General features: G+C 67.7%; 15 protein-coding genes. 2 read left to right on the top strand and 13 right to left on the bottom strand.

Annotated elements, in window-relative coordinates; all coding sequences use genetic code 11:
* Positions 1 to 76 precede the first annotated feature (76 nt).
* From MYA_RS01575 to MYA_RS01545, 7 genes are read right to left on the bottom strand one after another with little or no spacing between them, the layout of a single operon-like run.
* Entirely contained in the window at positions 77 to 1285 is a 1209-nt protein-coding gene (locus tag MYA_RS01575) for a deoxyguanosinetriphosphate triphosphohydrolase (protein ID WP_011883027.1), read from the bottom strand.
* Positions 1286 to 1326: 41 nt separating this feature from the next.
* A complete protein-coding gene (aroB, locus tag MYA_RS01570; protein ID WP_014722299.1) occupies positions 1327 to 2406 on the bottom strand; it encodes a 3-dehydroquinate synthase in 1080 nt (359 codons plus the stop codon).
* Positions 2403 to 2957 (bottom strand): shikimate kinase, encoded by a 555-nt coding sequence (locus MYA_RS01565; RefSeq protein ID WP_011883025.1) that lies wholly within the window; start codon positions 2955 to 2957, stop codon positions 2403 to 2405. Before MYA_RS01565 ends, aroB begins: the two co-directional genes overlap by 4 nt.
* Positions 2958 to 2997: 40 nt before the next feature.
* Positions 2998 to 4671 (bottom strand): type IV pilus secretin PilQ, encoded by a 1674-nt coding sequence (locus MYA_RS01560; protein ID WP_014722297.1) that lies wholly within the window; start codon positions 4669 to 4671, stop codon positions 2998 to 3000.
* Positions 4668 to 5537: a hypothetical protein gene (locus tag MYA_RS01555; RefSeq protein WP_014722296.1), complete on the bottom strand. Its 870-nt coding sequence runs from the start codon at positions 5535 to 5537 to the stop codon at positions 4668 to 4670. The genes MYA_RS01560 and MYA_RS01555 overlap by 4 nt, the downstream gene beginning before the upstream one ends.
* Complete coding sequence (locus tag MYA_RS01550) at positions 5534 to 6157, bottom strand: hypothetical protein (protein ID WP_014722295.1); 624 nt, start codon at positions 6155 to 6157, stop codon at positions 5534 to 5536. Before MYA_RS01550 ends, MYA_RS01555 begins: the two co-directional genes overlap by 4 nt.
* Before the next feature lie 8 nt (positions 6158 to 6165).
* Positions 6166 to 7089 carry a hypothetical protein gene (locus MYA_RS01545; RefSeq protein ID WP_041493738.1) on the bottom strand — a complete coding sequence of 308 codons (924 nt, stop codon included), beginning with the start codon at positions 7087 to 7089 and terminating at the stop codon, positions 6166 to 6168.
* A 226-nt stretch (positions 7090 to 7315) separates the two neighbouring features.
* On the opposite strand from MYA_RS01545, the gene MYA_RS01540 reads away from it, so the two are divergent.
* Positions 7316 to 9703: a penicillin-binding protein 1A gene (locus tag MYA_RS01540; protein ID WP_085954458.1), complete on the top strand. Its 2388-nt coding sequence runs from the start codon at positions 7316 to 7318 to the stop codon at positions 9701 to 9703.
* A gap of 73 nt (positions 9704 to 9776) precedes the next feature.
* On the opposite strand, the gene cyaY is transcribed toward MYA_RS01540, so the two are convergent.
* On the bottom strand, positions 9777 to 10103 hold the full coding sequence (cyaY, locus tag MYA_RS01535) for an iron donor protein CyaY (RefSeq protein WP_011883019.1): 327 nt from the start codon (positions 10101 to 10103) through the stop codon (positions 9777 to 9779).
* A gap of 36 nt (positions 10104 to 10139) precedes the next feature.
* Here cyaY and lptM point away from each other — a divergent pair, with 36 nt between their 5' ends.
* Complete coding sequence (lptM, locus tag MYA_RS01530; protein WP_034194009.1) at positions 10140 to 10421, top strand: LPS translocon maturation chaperone LptM; 282 nt, start codon at positions 10140 to 10142, stop codon at positions 10419 to 10421.
* Positions 10422 to 10519: 98 nt separating this feature from the next.
* Here the strand turns inward: lptM and msrQ are convergent, their stop codons facing one another.
* The 5 genes from msrQ to MYA_RS01505 form a co-directional block, all read right to left on the bottom strand.
* Positions 10520 to 11212 carry a protein-methionine-sulfoxide reductase heme-binding subunit MsrQ gene (gene msrQ, locus MYA_RS01525; protein ID WP_011883017.1) on the bottom strand — a complete coding sequence of 231 codons (693 nt, stop codon included), beginning with the start codon at positions 11210 to 11212 and terminating at the stop codon, positions 10520 to 10522.
* 23 nt (positions 11213 to 11235) lie between these two features.
* Positions 11236 to 12231, bottom strand: a complete 996-nt coding sequence (gene msrP / locus MYA_RS01520) for a protein-methionine-sulfoxide reductase catalytic subunit MsrP (protein ID WP_014722290.1) — start codon at positions 12229 to 12231, stop codon at positions 11236 to 11238.
* Positions 12232 to 12390: 159 nt separating this feature from the next.
* Positions 12391 to 13581 (bottom strand): c-type cytochrome biogenesis protein CcsB, encoded by a 1191-nt coding sequence (ccsB, locus tag MYA_RS01515; protein ID WP_011883015.1) that lies wholly within the window; start codon positions 13579 to 13581, stop codon positions 12391 to 12393.
* Positions 13582 to 13585: 4 nt separating this feature from the next.
* Complete coding sequence (locus MYA_RS01510) at positions 13586 to 15802, bottom strand: cytochrome c biogenesis protein ResB (RefSeq protein WP_014722288.1); 2217 nt, start codon at positions 15800 to 15802, stop codon at positions 13586 to 13588.
* Between the two features lie 122 nt (positions 15803 to 15924).
* Positions 15925 to 16578, bottom strand: coding sequence for a c-type cytochrome (locus MYA_RS01505; RefSeq protein WP_034194011.1), 654 nt, complete (start codon positions 16576 to 16578; stop codon positions 15925 to 15927).
* Positions 16579 to 16707 lie beyond the last annotated feature (129 nt).

Raw genomic sequence — 16707 nt, 5'->3', positions numbered from 1 at the left:
TGAAAACGTTACCAACAGCGTGTGCAACATTCCCATCGCCATTGAACCGGCGAAGTCTAGTGATCGTTTGTGACAGTCAGTTGTCGTTGACGACGAACAGGCGCTGATATTCCTTCAGCGCGAAGCGGTCGGTCATGCCGGCGATGTAGTGTGCGACGAGCCGCGGCTGCTGCGCGGGATCGTCCGACTGGTACGGCGGCGGCAGCAGGCGCGGATCGTCGATGAACGCGTCGAACAGCCCGGTGACGACGCGCTGCGCCTTGTTGGCCATGCGCATCACCTTGTAGTGGCGGTACAGGTTCTTGAACAGGAAGCGCTTGAGCGCGGCGGCCTGCGCGGCGACGGGCTCGCTGTGCGCGACGAGCTGCGGCGCCGCGCGCACGTCGTCGAGCGAGGCCGGTGCGACGCGGGCGAGATTGCGCGTGGTCTCGTCGATCAGGTCGACGATCAGCGTGTTGATGATGCGGCGCACCGTCTCGTGCACGAGGCGGCGGCCTTCGAGATGCGGGAACTCGGCGAGCGCGGCGTCGTAGTGGCGCTGCCACAGCTCGACTTCGGCGAGCTGCTCGATCGTGATCAGCCCGGAGCGCAGGCCGTCGTCGACGTCGTGATTGTTGTACGCGATTTCGTCGGCGATGTTCGCGAGCTGCGCTTCGAGCGACGGCTGGCGGCCTTGCAGGAAGCGCTCGCCAAGCGCGCCGAGTTTGCGCGCGTTCTCGCGCGAGCAGTGCTTGAGGATGCCTTCGCGCGTCTCGAAGCACAGGTTCAGGCCGTTGAACGCGCCATAGTGTTCCTCGAGCTCGTCGACGACAGCCAGGCTCTGCAGATTGTGCTCGAAGCCGCCGTGCTCGCGCATGCACGCGTTCAATGCGTCCTGCCCGGCATGGCCGAACGGCGTATGGCCGAGATCGTGCGCGAGCGAAATCGCTTCGACGAGATCCTCGTTCAGGCGCAGGTTGCGCGCCACCGAACGCGCGATCTGCGCGACTTCCAGGCTGTGCGTGAGACGGGTGCGGAACAGGTCGCCTTCGTGATTGACGAACACCTGGGTCTTGTATTCGAGCCGGCGGAACGCGGTCGAGTGAACGATGCGGTCGCGGTCGCGCTGGAACTCGGTGCGGGCCGCCGGCGGCTGTTCGGCATGACGGCGCCCGCGCGACTGCGACGCATGAGCGGCATACGGAGCGAGATGGGCTTCCAGCGCCGCCAGCGTCGGCGGCTCGGCCGGCGCCGCGACGGATGCGCGGCCGGCTTCGATCGGTTTGCTGCTGGATGTCTCGCTCACGTGTGCTCCATGTCAGGGGCGCCGGGCCATCCGGAGCGCCGTTACCGGGTGGTCTTCGCCAGCGTGGCGAACACGGCTTCGTCGGGTGCCGGCGCGATCAGCGTATCGCCGAATCGCTTCAGCAGGATGAACTTGATCGCGCCGGCCTCGGCCTTCTTGTCGACGCGCATCAGGTCCATATAGCGCGCCTCGCCGAGCGCCGGCCCGCTCACCGGCAGACGGGCCGCGGCGATCACCGCATCGAGCCGCTGCCGCGATGCTTCGTCGAGCAGGCCGAGCCGCACGGACAGATCGCCCGCCATCACCATCCCGCAGCCGACCGCCTCGCCGTGCAGCCATTCGCCGTAGCCGAGCCCGGCCTCGATCGCATGACCGAACGTATGGCCGAAGTTCAGGATCGCGCGCAGGCCGCCTTCGCGCTCGTCGGCGGCGACCACGCTCGCCTTGATCTCGCACGAGCGCTTCACCGCATGCACGAGCGCGGCCGGCTCGCGGCGGTTCAGCGCGTCCACGTTGGCCTCGATCCAGTCGAAGAATTCGGCATCGGCGATCGCGCCGGTCTTGATGACCTCGGCGATGCCGGCCGCCAGCTCGCGATCGGGCAGCGTCGCCAGCGCGCCGATATCGGCGACGACCGCCTGCGGCTGGTAGAACGCGCCGATCATGTTCTTGCCGAGCGGATGATTGATGCCCGTCTTGCCGCCGACCGACGAATCGACCTGCGACAGCAGCGTCGTGGGCACCTGGATGAACGGCACGCCGCGCATGTAGCAGGCAGCCGCGAAACCGGTCATGTCACCGATCACGCCGCCGCCGAGTGCGATCAGCGTCGTCTTGCGATCGGCACGCTCGGTGAGCAGCCCGTCGAAGATCAGGTTGAGCGTTTCCCAGTTCTTGTAGGCCTCGCCGTCCGGCAGGACGACGGTGGACACGCGCTTGCCGAGCGGCGCGAGCGCGGCGCGCAGCGCATCGCCGTACAGCGGATCGACGGTCGTGTTCGTGACGATCGTCACCGACGAACCGTTGATGTGAGGAGCGAACAGCTCGGTGCGGCCAATCAGGCCGGCACCAATGTGAATCGGGTAGGCGCGGTCGCCCAGATCGACGTTGACGGTAATCATGCTTGTAGCGGCTTGGCGATGACGCCTGCGAGTTCGAGTTGCATCAGCACCATGTTGACGAGGCCGTTGACCGACGGGCGGCCCGTCTCGATGATGAAATCCGCGCATTCGCGGTACAGCGGGTCGCGCGCTTCGTACAGCGCTTCGAGGCGGGCTTTCGGATCGTCGGTCTGCAACAGCGGGCGGTTCTTGTCCTTGCGCGTGCGCAGCCACAGATCGTGCGGATTGGCGCGCAGATAGATGACGATGCCGTGGTTTTTGAGGCATTCGCGATTTTCGGCGCGCAGCACCGCGCCGCCGCCGGTCGCCAGCACGATGTTCTCGCGCTGCGTCAGCTCGGCGATCACCTGCGATTCGCGGTCGCGAAAGCCGGCCTCGCCCTCCATCTCGAAGATCACCGGGATGCGGGCGCCCGTGCGGGCCTCGATTTCGTGGTCGGAGTCGAAGAACGTCCTGTCGAGCCGGCGCGCGACCGCACGGCCCACGGTGGTCTTACCCGCTCCCATAAGGCCGACGAAAAATACGTTTGCGTGTGGGTCCCGCGCTTGCAACGGCTTCCTCTGCTTGAATCTTGCTGGTGTGTGGCGCAGCTTACTGGCAAAGCGGCCGCCTTGTCGAGCCTGCGCCGTCGGCTTCCGGCCCCGTTTGTGCCGGATCGGCGTCGCTCGTCACGGCGGGGTCGCAACGTGCGCCGACGACCGTCGGCGTGATGAAGACGACCAGTTCGCTGCGCTGGTCGCTGCGCGCGCGGTGCCGGAACAGCGCGCCCAGAACCGGTATTCTGCCCAACAGCGGCACGCGCGTCACATCGTCCCGCCTCAGTTGCTCGTAGATCCCGCCGATCGCGACCGTACCGCCGTCCTCCACCTCCACGCGCGTCTGAACGTGCTTCGTATGAATCGCCGGACCGGCCGCGGTCGGCTCGCCGATGCTGTCCTTCGTCACGTCGAGGTCGAGCACGACGCGCCCGTCGGGCGTGATCTGCGGCTCGACCTCGAGCTTCAGCGTCGCGCGACGGAACTGCACGCCGCTCACGCCGTTGCCGACCTTTGCCTGGTACGGCACCTCGGAACCCTGTTCGACGATCGCCTTCACGCGATCGGCCGTCACCACGCGCGGCCTGGAAACGATCTGGCCGCGCCCTTGCGCCTCCAGCGCGCTCAGCTCGATGTCGAGGACGCGACTGAGCGGCGCGGCGAACAGCGTGAAACCGGCCGTGGCCGCGTCGAAGCCGCCGATGGCGCGGGCCGTCAGATCGAGCGCATTGCGCGTGTCGGTTGCGGCCGCCGCGCCGTCGGCCGCCGGGGCACGCCCGTGGGCGCGCAGCGCGACGCGCGCGCCGAGGTTGCGCGAAAAGCCCTGTTCGCCTTCGACGATCCGTGCCTCGATCCGGACCTGCCGCGAAGCTCGGTCGATCGCGTCGATCAGCTCCGCAATCTGGGCGATGCGCGGCGCAAGATCGGTGACGAACAGCAGGTTCATCCGCGGATCGGCTGCCGCGGCGCCGCGTCTGGACAGCAGGCGCTGGCCGGTCGCGCCGGACAGCAGCCGCTGCACGTCCGCCGCACGCGGGTAACGCAGCGCGAAGGTGCGGCTCGCGAGCGGCTCCAGCTCGGCCGCACGCGCATGGGTTTCGAAGCGCTCGCGCTCCCGGGCAGCCAGTTCGGCCGCCGGCGTGACCCAGATCACGTTGCCGCGCCGGGACATCGCGAGCCCGTGCGTGTCGAGCAGCGTATCGAATGCATCGCGCCAACGGACATTGTTCAGACGCAACGTAACGGTGCCGCGCACCTGCTCGCCGACGATGATGTTCAGGCCGGTGAAGCGCGCGAGCGCGTCGAACGCAGCGGCCAGCGCGGCGCCTTGCAGATTCAGCGAGATTCGCCGTGCATCGTCCGCGTCGCCCGCATGCCGCGCCGCGGGGTCGTTCATCCGCGTGGGCGGCGGCAATGGAATCGGCGGACCTTCCAGCACCGGCTGCTGCGGCGGCAACGCCGACGACGCGCTCGCGCCTGCGTCGTGCACCGTGCGCGCCGCCGCGTCGAACGGCGCTGGCTCGGCCGGCGCGCGGGCCGGCGCATCGGCGGCAACGGTCGGGCCGTCGGGCGCGCCTTGCGGCAACGGCACGTCGGCGCCGTGCAGCGGTATCGACGCGATCGGCCATCCTGACGGCGGCAAAGGAGGCAGCGGCGGCAGCGTCGCGTGTGCCGCCGACGCGTCCAACCCCGCGCAGAGTACGATCGCCCACCACGCATGCCGGCTCATGGGTGGCCTCCGTCGTCCACGACGAACCGGCGTGCGCCGTCGGCCGTCGCGAGCGTCACCGCGCCAGCCTCGACACGCGTCACGCGCGCCGCGCCGAGAGCGTCGCCGGGCGCGACCGTCGAGAACTTGCCGTTGCCGGATTCGAACAATGCGAGCGCCGCACGAGCGTCGCGAATCGTGCCGGCGAGGCGCGGTGCGGAATTATCGGACATCGGCTCCCCCGCGCCGCCGAACGGATCGCCGGCCGCCGTTACGGCAGGCGGCGCAGCGGCATCGCCGGGCATCGAAGCGGGCCGCAACCCCGGGAACACGTCGAGCGTCACGTCCATCCGGGCGGCGGACGCCTTCCGCTCGATCTGCAGGAGCGTGGGCACCACGAGCGCTCGCAAGCGCGCCAGGCCGTCCATCAGCCGCAGCAGCGCCGCGAAACCGCCTTCCGCGACCATTCGCACGGTTCGCCGGCCATCCGGCGCCGTCTGGTCGGTGCTGCCCGGCTCGATCGACACGATCCGCAAGCCGCTCGCGCCGGCCAGGTCCGCCAGTTCCAGCAGCAGCGCGGGCCACGCCGGTGTGGCTGGCGTGCCGCGGTCGCGCAGCGCGGCGGAGCCGCGGTCGCGCTGCTGCGCGGCTGCCGTGGGAAGCATCCGCCGTGCAGCAGCGACGCGCGCGTGCGCGGTCGCCAGCAGTGCACGGCTGCGGTGGAACCCGCTCGCGTCGGCGGCGTCCATCAGATATATGACGCCGCACGCGACGGCGGTAAATGCCAGCACGCAGCCTATCGCGTGGGCGGCGGCCGGCGACATCCGCGTCACGCGGCCGAGGCGCTGCGCAACGCCGGGCATGGAGCGATATGCGAGCGCCGTCATGCGCCGCCTCCCTTCACGTTCGGCCGTGGCGACGCATCGTGCCAGCGCACCTGCACGGAGAACCGGAACGGCGCGGCGGCGCCCGCGTCCGGCGCACCCGAAGCAGGCGTCAGCGCGCCAAGGTCGAATTGCCAGCCGGGCTGCCCGGCCGCGATCCGGGCAAGCCACCGTGCGGCCGCAGCGTAGGTCGACGCGCGCGCGTCGAGCACGGCTCCTGACGAAGTCGTCCGCAGCGCGTCGAGTCGCACCGAGTCGTCGGGCGCATTCGCCAGTATCGCGATCAACGCGACGACGCGCCGGGACGGTGCAGCCAGCTCGGCCGCCCGCGCGTCGCGTTGCGTGGCATCCGCGGCCGCGCTGGCGGCGCGCCGGGCGACATCCAGCTGCGGCTGCCACTGGCGCAACTGCGCGTCCAGCCGCGCGCGCTCGGCGTCGAGGTTCCATCGCCACACGGTCGCGGCTCCCGTCCAAAGACCGGCCGCGAGCACGCCGAGCACGATGGCCGCGCCCAGATGCGTCGCGCGCCGACGGCGCAACGCCTGGGCGAGCCGCTCTCGGTACGGCAGCAGATTGAAGCCGCCGAGCGCGGCTCGGCTCGCGATAGCCGGCCCGGCTCCCATGCCGGCCATCATTCCCACACCCCGCGCAACGCCAGCCCGATCGCGAGCGCAAATGCCGGCTCGCCCGCGCAGCCTACGGGCCCGCTGGGCAGCCCGTCCCATCCGGTGCAGTCGAACGGCACCGCCGCTACGCCGAGCGCATCGCCGATGTCGGCGACCGACGTGCCGCAGCGGGCCATGCAGCGCTCGTCGCCGGCCACCAGCGCGCAGCGCACGGGCTCGAGAGCGCAGCGCCGCAACGCGTCCGGCAACCCCGACCGCTCGTTGCCCGACACCGCGAGCACCGAGGCGGCGACCGATCCGTCGACCCGCCAACCGTACACGCCCGAATCGCCGAACCAGAACGCTGCGTACGGCCCGTGCGCATCGTGCTCGAACTGCGCGGCATAGCGCAGCGCGCGCAGCGCGGCCGCCGACTCTGCGTCGACCGCCGTCAGGTCGATGCCGGCCTGCGCGGCGACGTCGATCCGCCGCTCGAGCAACGCCTGCGGCGCCACGGCGACCGCAATCTCGCCCACGCATGCGCCGTCGTCCTGCCGCCAGTCGTACGCGAGACTGTCGGGCGCCAGCCCCGAGATGCGCTCGGCGGCCTGACGGGCGGCATCAGCGACGTCGGCGCGTCCGGCCAGATCGAGCGTCGCCGTGCGCATCTCGTCATCGCGCAGCGCCATCACGCCGCGCGTGTCGCAGCGCACGCCAGCCGCGGACAGCCGCGCCACGGCCGCCGCCAATGCGCGCGCCACCGAGGCCCAGCGCGCATCGTCGGGCCCGCCCGCGAGGCCCACCGACTCCCGTTCGAGGCCGTCGACACGCACCTCCGCAGCTCGGCCGCGCCGGCTCAGCACGGCCACTCTCACCTCGTCAGCCGCGACGTCGATCCCCGTCGAACGGTGCCTGCCCGGCGCGAAGCGCGCCGCCCATCGTCCAGCCATCCCAGCCTCCCGCGATCGTTGCGGCCCACGCCGCGTTTCCGAGCACTGATTCTGCTGAGCGGCGGGCGCGGCCGACAGTCGGCCGAACGGCCAGTTGTGGCGCGAGCCGAGCGCGTGGACACTGTGTCGGCGACACCGCGATTGGCCGCTTCGCCGCGGGCGCGCGCCGTGTCAGGACCGGTCGTACCGGGCAGCTATAATCGCGGGACTGTTTTCCGGTATGCCTATGCAATCCACGTCTCCTACGTCCCCGCCTCCCGCGCCCGAGCCGAAGAAGCGCCCCTGGTGGCTGAAGGCCCTGATCGGGCTCGCCGCGATGTGCGTGGCCATCGTCGTGGCCGGCGGCCTCGTGCTCGGCTATGCGCTCGTCGTCGCATGGCCGAACATGCCGTCGCTCGACGCGCTGACCGACTACCGCCCGAAGGTGCCGCTGCGCATCTACACGTCCGATCACGTGCTGATCGGCGAATTCGGCGAGGAACGGCGCGACATCGTCCATTTCAAGGACGTGCCGGATTCGCTGAAGAAGGCGATCCTCGCGATCGAGGACGCACGGTTCTACGATCATGGCGGCGTCGACCTCACCGGCATCGCCCGCGCGGGCTTCGTCGCGTTGACGAACGGCCATGCGTCGCAGGGCGCGAGCACGATCACGATGCAGGTCGCGCGCAACTTCTTCCTGTCGAGCGAAAAGACCTACACCCGCAAGATCTACGAGATGCTGCTCGCGTACCGGATCGAGCGCGCGCTGACGAAAGATCAGATTCTCGAGGTCTATATGAATCAGATCTACCTCGGCCAGCGTGCATACGGCTTCGCGAGCGCAGCGCGGGTCTACTTCGGCAAGGACCTGAAGGACATCACGCTCGCCGAGGCGGCGATGCTCGCGGGGTTGCCGAAGGCGCCGTCGGCGTATAACCCGGTCGTCAATCCGAAGCGCGCGAAGGTGCGTCAGGAGTACATCCTGCAACGGATGCTCGAGCTGAACTTCATCACGCGCGAGCAGTACGACGAAGCCGTCGCGCAGCCGCTCGTCGTCAAGGGCGCGGGGCGCGAGTTCAGCGTGCACGCCGAGTACGTCGCGGAGATGGTCCGGCAGATGATGTACGCGCAGTACCGGGAAGAAACCTACACGCGCGGCTTCAACGTGGTCACGACGATCGACTCCGCCGATCAGCAGGTCGCGTACACCGCGTTGCGCAAGGGCATCATGGATTACGAGCGCCGTCACGGCTATCGTGGGCCGGAGGGCTTCATCGAGCTGCCGGCCGGCGCGGACGATCGCGAGCAGGCGATCGACGACGCGCTGCTCGAGCATCCCGACAACGGCGAGCTGATCGCGGCGGTCGTCACCGCGACGAGCCCGCGCCAGATCACCGTGGCGTTCATCGACGGCAGCAGCGCGACGATCGACGGCGACAATCTGCGCTTCGCGTCGAGCGCGCTGTCGGCCAACGCGCAGCCGAACCGCCGGATCCGGCCGGGCGCGATCGTGCGCGTCGTGAAGAGCGACACCGGCAAATGGTCGATCACGCAGTTGCCGCAGGTCGAAGGCGCGTTCATCTCGATCGTCCCGCAGGACGGCGCGATCCGCTCGCTCGTCGGCGGCTTCGATTACAACAAGAACAAGTTCAATCACGTCACGCAGGCGTGGCGGCAGCCCGGCTCGTCGTTCAAGCCGTTCATCTATTCGGCGTCGCTCGACAAGGGGCTCGGGCCGGCCACCGTGATCAACGACGGCCCGCTGTATTTCAGCGCGGCCGAAACCGGCGGCCAGCCGTGGGAGCCGAAGAACTACGGCGGCGGCTTCGAAGGCCCGATGTCGATGCGCACCGCGCTGCAGCGCTCGCGCAACCTCGTCTCGATCCGGATCCTGAACCACATCGGCACGAAGTACGCGCAGCAGTACATCACGCGCTTCGGCTTCGACGCCGAGCGCCATCCGGCCTACCTGCCGATGGCGCTGGGCGCGGGCCAGGTCACGCCGCTGCAGATGGCCGGCGCGTACTCGGTGTTCGCGAACGGCGGCTTCCGCGTGAATCCGTATCTGATCGCCGAAGTGACCGATCCGAGCGGCGCGATCGTCGCGCGCGCGCAACCGCTCATCGCCGAGCAGAACGCGCCGCGCGCGATCGACGCACGCAACGCATACGTGATGAACAGCCTGCTGCAGAGCGTCGCGCAGCGCGGCACCGGCGCGCGCACCAACGTGCTCAAGCGCACCGACCTCGCCGGCAAGACGGGCACGACGAACGATTCGCACGACGCGTGGTTCGCCGGCTATCAGCACACGCTCGCGGCGATCGCGTGGATCGGCTACGACAACCCGCGCAGCCTCGGCGATCGCGAAACGGGCGGCGGGCTGTCGCTGCCGGTCTGGATCGACTACATGGGCGCGGCGCTGAAGGACGTGCCCGAGTTCAAGCCGACCATGCCCGACGACGTCCAGTCGCTCGGCGGCGAGCTGTACTTCACCGAGTTCACGCCGGGGCACGGCTTCGTGTCGACGGTCGGCGTACCGCAGGCGGCGACTCCGCAGAACGTCGACGAAGAAGCGCCGCATGTCGACGAGCAGGAAAAGCAGGACATCATGAACCTGTTCCGCGGCCACTGACGCTCCGGCGGCCCGGAAATGAAAAAAGCGCCCGCGGGCGCTTTTTTTCATGCCGCTGCGCCGAGCGCCGGCGTCACGCGCGGAACGTGATCGGCAGGCCGGCCTGTTGCGTCGCGTAGTCGGTCAGTGCGGAGAAGAACTCGGTGCCGGTGCGCGTATCGCGCCATTCGCCGTCCACGAACCGGTAGTGGAATCCACCGGCCTTCGCGGCGATCCACAGCTCCTTCATCGGCGGCTGCAGATTGACGATGATCTTCGAGCCGTTCTCGAACGTCAGCGTCAGCACGCTGCCGTTGCGCTCCAGATCGATGTCGTGATCGCCGTCGTTCGCGGCGTCGACGGTACGTTCCACGGCCGCCAGCACGGCCTCTGCGCGAGCCAGGTATTCAGTATCGGACATGCTAAACTCTATCGGTTAAATTGTTCAGGGACGATCATGCGAGTCGTTTTCCGGATGAGCGCGATTGTAGCGGCTTTGGCGATTCTTGCCGGCTGCGGTCAACGCGGTCCGCTCTATCTGCCCACCGTGCCCCCGTTGCCGGCCAAGCCCATTCAGCAGCAGGACACGCCGCCGTCGGACGTCACGCCGACCGATGAAAACGCGTCGTACGACAGCATCCCCGACTCTTCCGGCACGCCGCTGACACTGTCGCCGGAGCTCTCGAGCAGCACGTCGAAGGCGGCAACGGCAGCATCGAGCCCGGCGGCCGCGAAGTAATCGAGCGCTGCGCCGCTCGCGGTTCACCTGTCGACACGACAAAAGGCGATGACTCCCCGTCATCGCCTTTTGTTTTTCCGCGCGTGCGTCGTTCATCGTCACGCGCGAATGCGACGTCGGCTCCATTCGAACAGCCGCCAGCCGAGCAGCACGGCGACGATCGCCGCGTACAGCTTCGGCTGCGCGAGATCGTGCTTGCCGGCCCGCATCCACCAGAAATGCAGCACGCCGAACAGCGCGATCGCATAGATCGCCCGGTGCAACGTCGCCCAATGACGGCCGAGCCGACGCGCCATCGCACGCGGCGACGTCGCGGCCAGCGGAATCAACAGCACGAACGCGGCGAAACCGACGGTGATGAACGGACGCTTGCCGACGTCCTTCAGGATCGCCAGCACGTCGAACCACTTGTCGAACCACACGTACGTTGCGAAGTGCAGCGTCGCGTAAAAGAACGCGAACAACCCGATCATCCGGCGAAAGCGCAGCAACGCGGCCACGCCCGTCATGCGCCGCAGCGGCGTGACAGCGAGCGTGGCGCAGAGGATCACGAGCGTCCACCGGCCGGTGGAGCGCGTGATGAATTCGATCGGGTTCGCGCCGAGCCGGTCGGTCAGCCCGAACAGCACCAGACGCGCGAGCGGATAAAGGCCGACCGCAAACACCAGCAGCCTGGCCGGCACAAGCCAGCGCTGCGGCGCAGCCCGCGCCGCGGTGCCCGCCCGCGCAACACCGGCGGCCGCCGCGGGCGGGCTGGACGCCCGCCGCGGCTCCAGCGTCGACGGATGCATGTCGTTTCTCACGGTCGTCGCACTCAGAAGTTCTTCTTCAGGTCCATGCCCTGATACATCGATGCGACCAGATCGCCGTAGCCGTTGAACATCAGCGTCTTGCGCTTCGGCGTGAAGAACCCGTCGTCGCCGATCCGCCGCTCGGTCGCCTGGCTCCAGCGCGGGTGATCGACATTCGGATTCACGTTCGAATAAAAGCCGTATTCGTTCGATGCGTAGGTGTTCCAGCTCGTCTTCGGCTGCTTGTCGACGAAGCGGATCTTCACCAGCGACTTCGCGCTCTTGAAGCCGTACTTCCACGGCACAACGATACGCACCGGCGCGCCGTTCTGTTTCGGCAGCACCTGGCCGTAGACGCCCATCGTCAGCAGCGTGAGCGGGTTCATCGCCTCGTCCATGCGCAGCCCTTCGGAGTAAGGCCAGTCGAGTACCGGCGTCGACAGCCCCGGCATCTGCGACGGATCGGCCAGCGTGATGAACTGCACGTATTTCGCGTTGCCAGTCGGCTGCACGCGCTTGACCAGTTCGGAGAACGGCACGCCGATCCACGGAATCACCATCGACCAGCCCTCGACGCAGCGCAGCCGGTACACGCGTTCCTCGAGCGGCGCCAGCTTCAGCAGTTCGTCGAGATCGAACACCTTCGGATGCAGCACCTCGCCTTCGACGCTCACCCGCCACGGGCGCGGCCGCAGCGTGCCGGCGTTCTGCGCCGGGTCGCCCTTGTCGGTGCCGAATTCGTAGAAGTTGTTGTAGGACGTGATGTCCTTGAACGGCGTGACCTTGTCGGCCGCGACGAATTTCGGATTGGTCTTCGCCGCGAGCTTCGCGGCCCGCGCGTCGGGCGACGCATACGCGCCGAAGGCCGCGCCGCTGCCGCCGAGCAATCCGCCCGCCGCCGCAAGGCCAGCCGCCTGCAATACGCGGCGCCGGTTCTCGAACACAGCGCGCGCGGTGATCTCGCTCGGCGCAATGTCGGCGCCGGTCAACAGGTTGCGCAGGGAATCCCTGATCCACATGGTGCTGCTCCTCATGCATGCGCGGCGCGCACGCTTCATCTGCGTTCGACCCGGCCCGTCATGCGCCGTTCGACGCGCGGCGCGCCCGTCGGTAACAAAAGAAAACCGCCGGGGCACGCAGTGCGCCGGCGGTCTTTTGTCGGACCCGCATCGGAAATCTTACAGCTTGCCGTAGCTGTGCAGCCCGGACAGGAACATGTTGACGCCGAGGAACGCGAACGTCGTCACGAGCAGGCCCGTGAGCGCCCACCATGCGGCGACCGTGCCGCGCAGCCCCTTCATCAGGCGCATGTGCAGCCACGCCGCGTAATTGAGCCACACGATCAGCGCCCAGGTTTCCTTCGGATCCCAGCTCCAGTAGCCGCCCCACGCTTCCGCCGCCCACAGCGCGCCGAGAATCGTCGCGATCGTGAAGAACGCGAAGCCGACGGCGATCGACTTGTACATCACGTCGTCGAGCACGTCGAGCGTCGGCAGCCGATCGGCCAGCATGCCGCGTTCCTTCATCAGATACGCGACCGCCACCATCGCCGACAGCGCGAAGCTGCCGTAGCCGATGAAGTTCGCCGGCACGTGGATCTTCATCCACCAGCTCTGCAGCGCCGGCACGAGCGGCTGGATCTGCTGCGCGTCGCGCGCGACCGAGTACCACATCAGGAAGCCGACGGCCGCGCTGATCACGAGCAGCACGAACGCACCGAGCGCACGCGTGCCGTAATGGCCTTCGTAATACAGGTAGAGCAGCGCGGTGATCAGGCTGAACAGCACGAACACTTCATACAGGTTCGACACGGGGATATGCCCGACGTCGGCGCCGATCAGATAGGACTCGTACCAACGCACCATCAGGCCGACGAAGCCCATCAGCACGGCGGCCCACGTGAGCTTCTGGCCGATCGCGGAGCCCGTCGCGGCGCGCGCGAGCAGGCCGATCCAGTAGAAGATCGTCGCGAGCACGAACAAGGCGCTCATCCAGAGGATCGCCGACTGGCTCGACAGGAAGTACTTCAGGAAGAACGCCGAATCGGCGCGCGCGAGGTCGCCCTGGTAGATCTGGATCGACAGCAAGGACAGCACGGCGATCGCCGCCATCAGCAGCCGCGCGGGTTTCCAGCGCCAGCCGAGCACGACCAGCGCCGGCACCGTGCCGATCATCACTGCCTTGTCGTAGTAATTCATGTGCTCGTTGTAGTGCACGAACGCATAGCCCGCGCCGACCACGAGCGCCAGCGCGAACAGCCAGTCGAGCACGGACAGGCGCGAGAGGAACGGACGGCCGTCGAACAACGGCGCCGGATTCGGGGCCTTGACGGTCCCCGGACGGGAAGAGGAGGCTTGAGTGAGATCCATGATGTTACCGGGTGGAATTCTCGGAATCGGAATCGCCGCCGACGGGCGGGCGGGCAGTTGCAGCCGCGCCGGCGGGCGCGGCGTCGCGGGGTGCGGCGCCCAGGGCGGCGCCGGCCGCATCGCGCGTCTGCACGAATTCTTTCTCGAAATCGAACGTCTTGCGCGCCGTGGACATCGCCATCACCACTTCGACGCCCGCACCGGCATCCTTGAGCCAGAACCACAGGCGCCGCTCGCGCACGTAGAACATCGAGAAGATGCCGGCGACCAACAACAGGCTGCCAAGATACACCAGATTCTTGCCGGGCGCGCGCGTCAGCTGAAATACCGAGGCTTGCACCTGCTTGAAGGAATCGAGCTGCAAATAGACCGGCGATCCGTACAGGAAGCTGTCGGATAGCGCATTGATCGCGTTCTGCACGAAGCGGACCGTGTCGGCGCCCTGCTGGACGGCCGGCTCGCCGGCCCGCTCGCGCGCGATCTGCCAGACCTCCCACATCGAGCCCTCGAGCATGCGCAGCAGCAGGCTCGCCGCCTTTTCCTGCTCGGCCTTCGGCACCGACCGGTCGATGAAGGTGGCCACCGCCTGGAAGCCGCCGACCGGCTGCCCGTCCGCACCGCGACCGACGCTGTCGTCGCTCGCCGCAAAGAGGGTCAACACCTTGAACGCGCTGTCCTGCAACCGGCCGCGCAGCGACGCGTCGGTGGTCGGCAGCGAACGCTGGGCGAAACGGGCGGCGGCGTCCGCGCGCACCGCCGGATCCTCGAGCGCGGCGCGCAGGCGCATCCATTCGCCGATCGAATCCTCGCTGTCGGCCGGAATCCGCATGTAGCGGAACGCGTCGTTCGGGCTCGCGCGCACGCCCGCGAGGAACACGCGCGCGCCGCCCATGTCGACCGGCAGCATGTAGTTGTTGAACTCGCGCGCCTGGCCGTCCTTGCCGCGGATCTTGTACTGCACGGACGGCCCGATGTTATGAAGCTGCATCGGCTTCGACGTCTTCGCGCCCGAGCCGAGCCGTTCGTCGAACGCCTGCTTCAGCGACTCCGTCTTCGCCACGCCGCGCACGTCCGGCTTGCCGTTCGCGTCGGCCATGTTCTCGACGTTGATCGCGCGGAAGTCCGAGAACTCGATCGTGTCGCCGTCGCTGCCCGGCATCTGCAGCGGCGCCGTGCTGCCGATCGTGCCCTTCACGGCGAACGTCTTCGCGGTGTCGCCCGTCATCGGATAGGCCGTCATCTGCATCTGCGAGCCGCCGTCCTGGAAGCTCGACTGATAGATCGACACGCCCTTGTAGGTGAACGGCTTGTTCACTTCGACGCGCGCCGGAATCTTCCGGCCCGTCTCGCGATCGATCACGACGATGTCGCTCGCAAACAGCTTCGGCATCCCGGTCGTGTAGTAATCGACGATGAACTTGTTCAGCTGGATCGAGAACGGCAGGTCCTGGATCAACGAGCCGTTCGGCTGGTTGAGGATCGCGGTGGACACGAACTGGCCTTCGGGCACCCACGCGTAGCCGCGGAACGTCGGGTTCGACGCGGACAGCCGGTGATCGGGCGAGATCTCGCTGATCGTCGCGCTCGTATTGACCGGGCTCTTGCCGAACATCCACATCTGGAATTTGATCGGCAGGTTGCTGTCGAGCAGGCCGCCGATACAGATCACGACGATCGCCAGGTGCGCGGAAATGTAGCCCCACTTCGTCAGCGCGCCGCGTTTCGCGGAGATCAGCGTCGCGCCGTCGGTTTCGCGCACGACGTGCTTGTAGCCGCCCTTCGCGACGAATGCGGCGAGCGTCGCCGCGACGCTCGCGCGCGTGCCGGCAACGGTGTATTCGGCCTTGTGATGGAACGCGCGCAGGCTGCCTTCGCGGACCTTGTCCTTCCAGCTCTTCGCGTCGGCGAGCATCTTCGGCGCGTTGCGGATCACGCACAGCGAGATCGACGCGACCAGGAAGATCAGGATCAGCATGAACCACCACGCGCTGTACACGTTGTACAGGCCGAGCGAGCGGAAGATGTCCGCCCAGAACGGCCCGAACTGGTTCACGTAGTTCGGATAGGGGTCGTCCTGGGTCAGCACCGTGCCGATGATGCTCGCGATCGACAGCACCACCAACAGTGCGATCGCGAAGCGCATCGAGCTGATCAGCTCGATCGCGCGCCTGGACGCACTTTGACCCGACTTCGACTGCAACCCCGACGTGGTAACGCTCATTCAAACTCCGACTGACAACAAAAAAGGGCAAGGCGGCCGCAAGCATGCGGCGCCCCACCCTTTTCTTGTTCTGACTCCGGCCGCCGTTCCGGCGACCGGTCATTCCATTCGCGACGGACCGCTCAACGCAGGCCCGCGATGTAATCCGCGACGGCCTTGATCTCGGTGTCCGACAGACGCGAGGCGATCTGATGCATCGCCTCGTTGTTGTTGCGCGCGCCGGCACCTTGCTGGAACGCGGTCAACTGGGCCACCGTGTAATCGGCCCACTGCCCCGACAGACGCGGGTACTGGACCGGTATCCCTTGCCCCGTCGGCCCGTGGCAGCTCGCACAGGCCGGTACGCCCTTTTCCGCGATGCCGCCGCGATAGATCTTCTGGCCGATCGGCACGGTCGCCGCATCGCGTGCGGTGCCGAGCTTGGTCGTTTGCGAGCCGTAATACGCGGCGACGTTGCGCATGTCGTCCGCGCTCAATGCGCTCGCAAATCCGACCATCACCGAATTGTTCCGCGCCGGCCCCTTCGCGCCCGGCTGCGTCTTGAAGTCGTTCAACTGCTTGACCAAATATTCGGGATGCTGACCGGCGAGCTTCGGGAAACTGCCCGACGCACTGTTGCCGTCGGCGCCGTGACACGACGCGCACACCTGCCCGGCAATCGCCTTGCCGCGGTCCAGATCCGGCTTTGCCGCACCTGCCGCATTTGCCTCCGCCACGAAACCTACGAATCCTGCTGCAACCTGAAGCACCATCAGAGACTTGCACAGTCGATTCATTCGCACACCCTGTTTCGTCTTGTGGGAATTTGAGGTTCTGCAAAAAACGACGTCGACCAGTCTACCGCAGAAGCTGCATAAAAGCGCGAGGCGGGCGCCCGCAACCCTTCGGCAAAACCGCCGTATTGT

Source organism: Burkholderia sp. KJ006 (assembly GCF_000262695.1).
GTDB lineage: Bacteria > Pseudomonadota > Gammaproteobacteria > Burkholderiales > Burkholderiaceae > Burkholderia > Burkholderia vietnamiensis.
The sequence above is the reverse complement of the archived record's forward strand: the minus strand, read 5'-3'. Positions and strand labels throughout refer to the sequence as shown.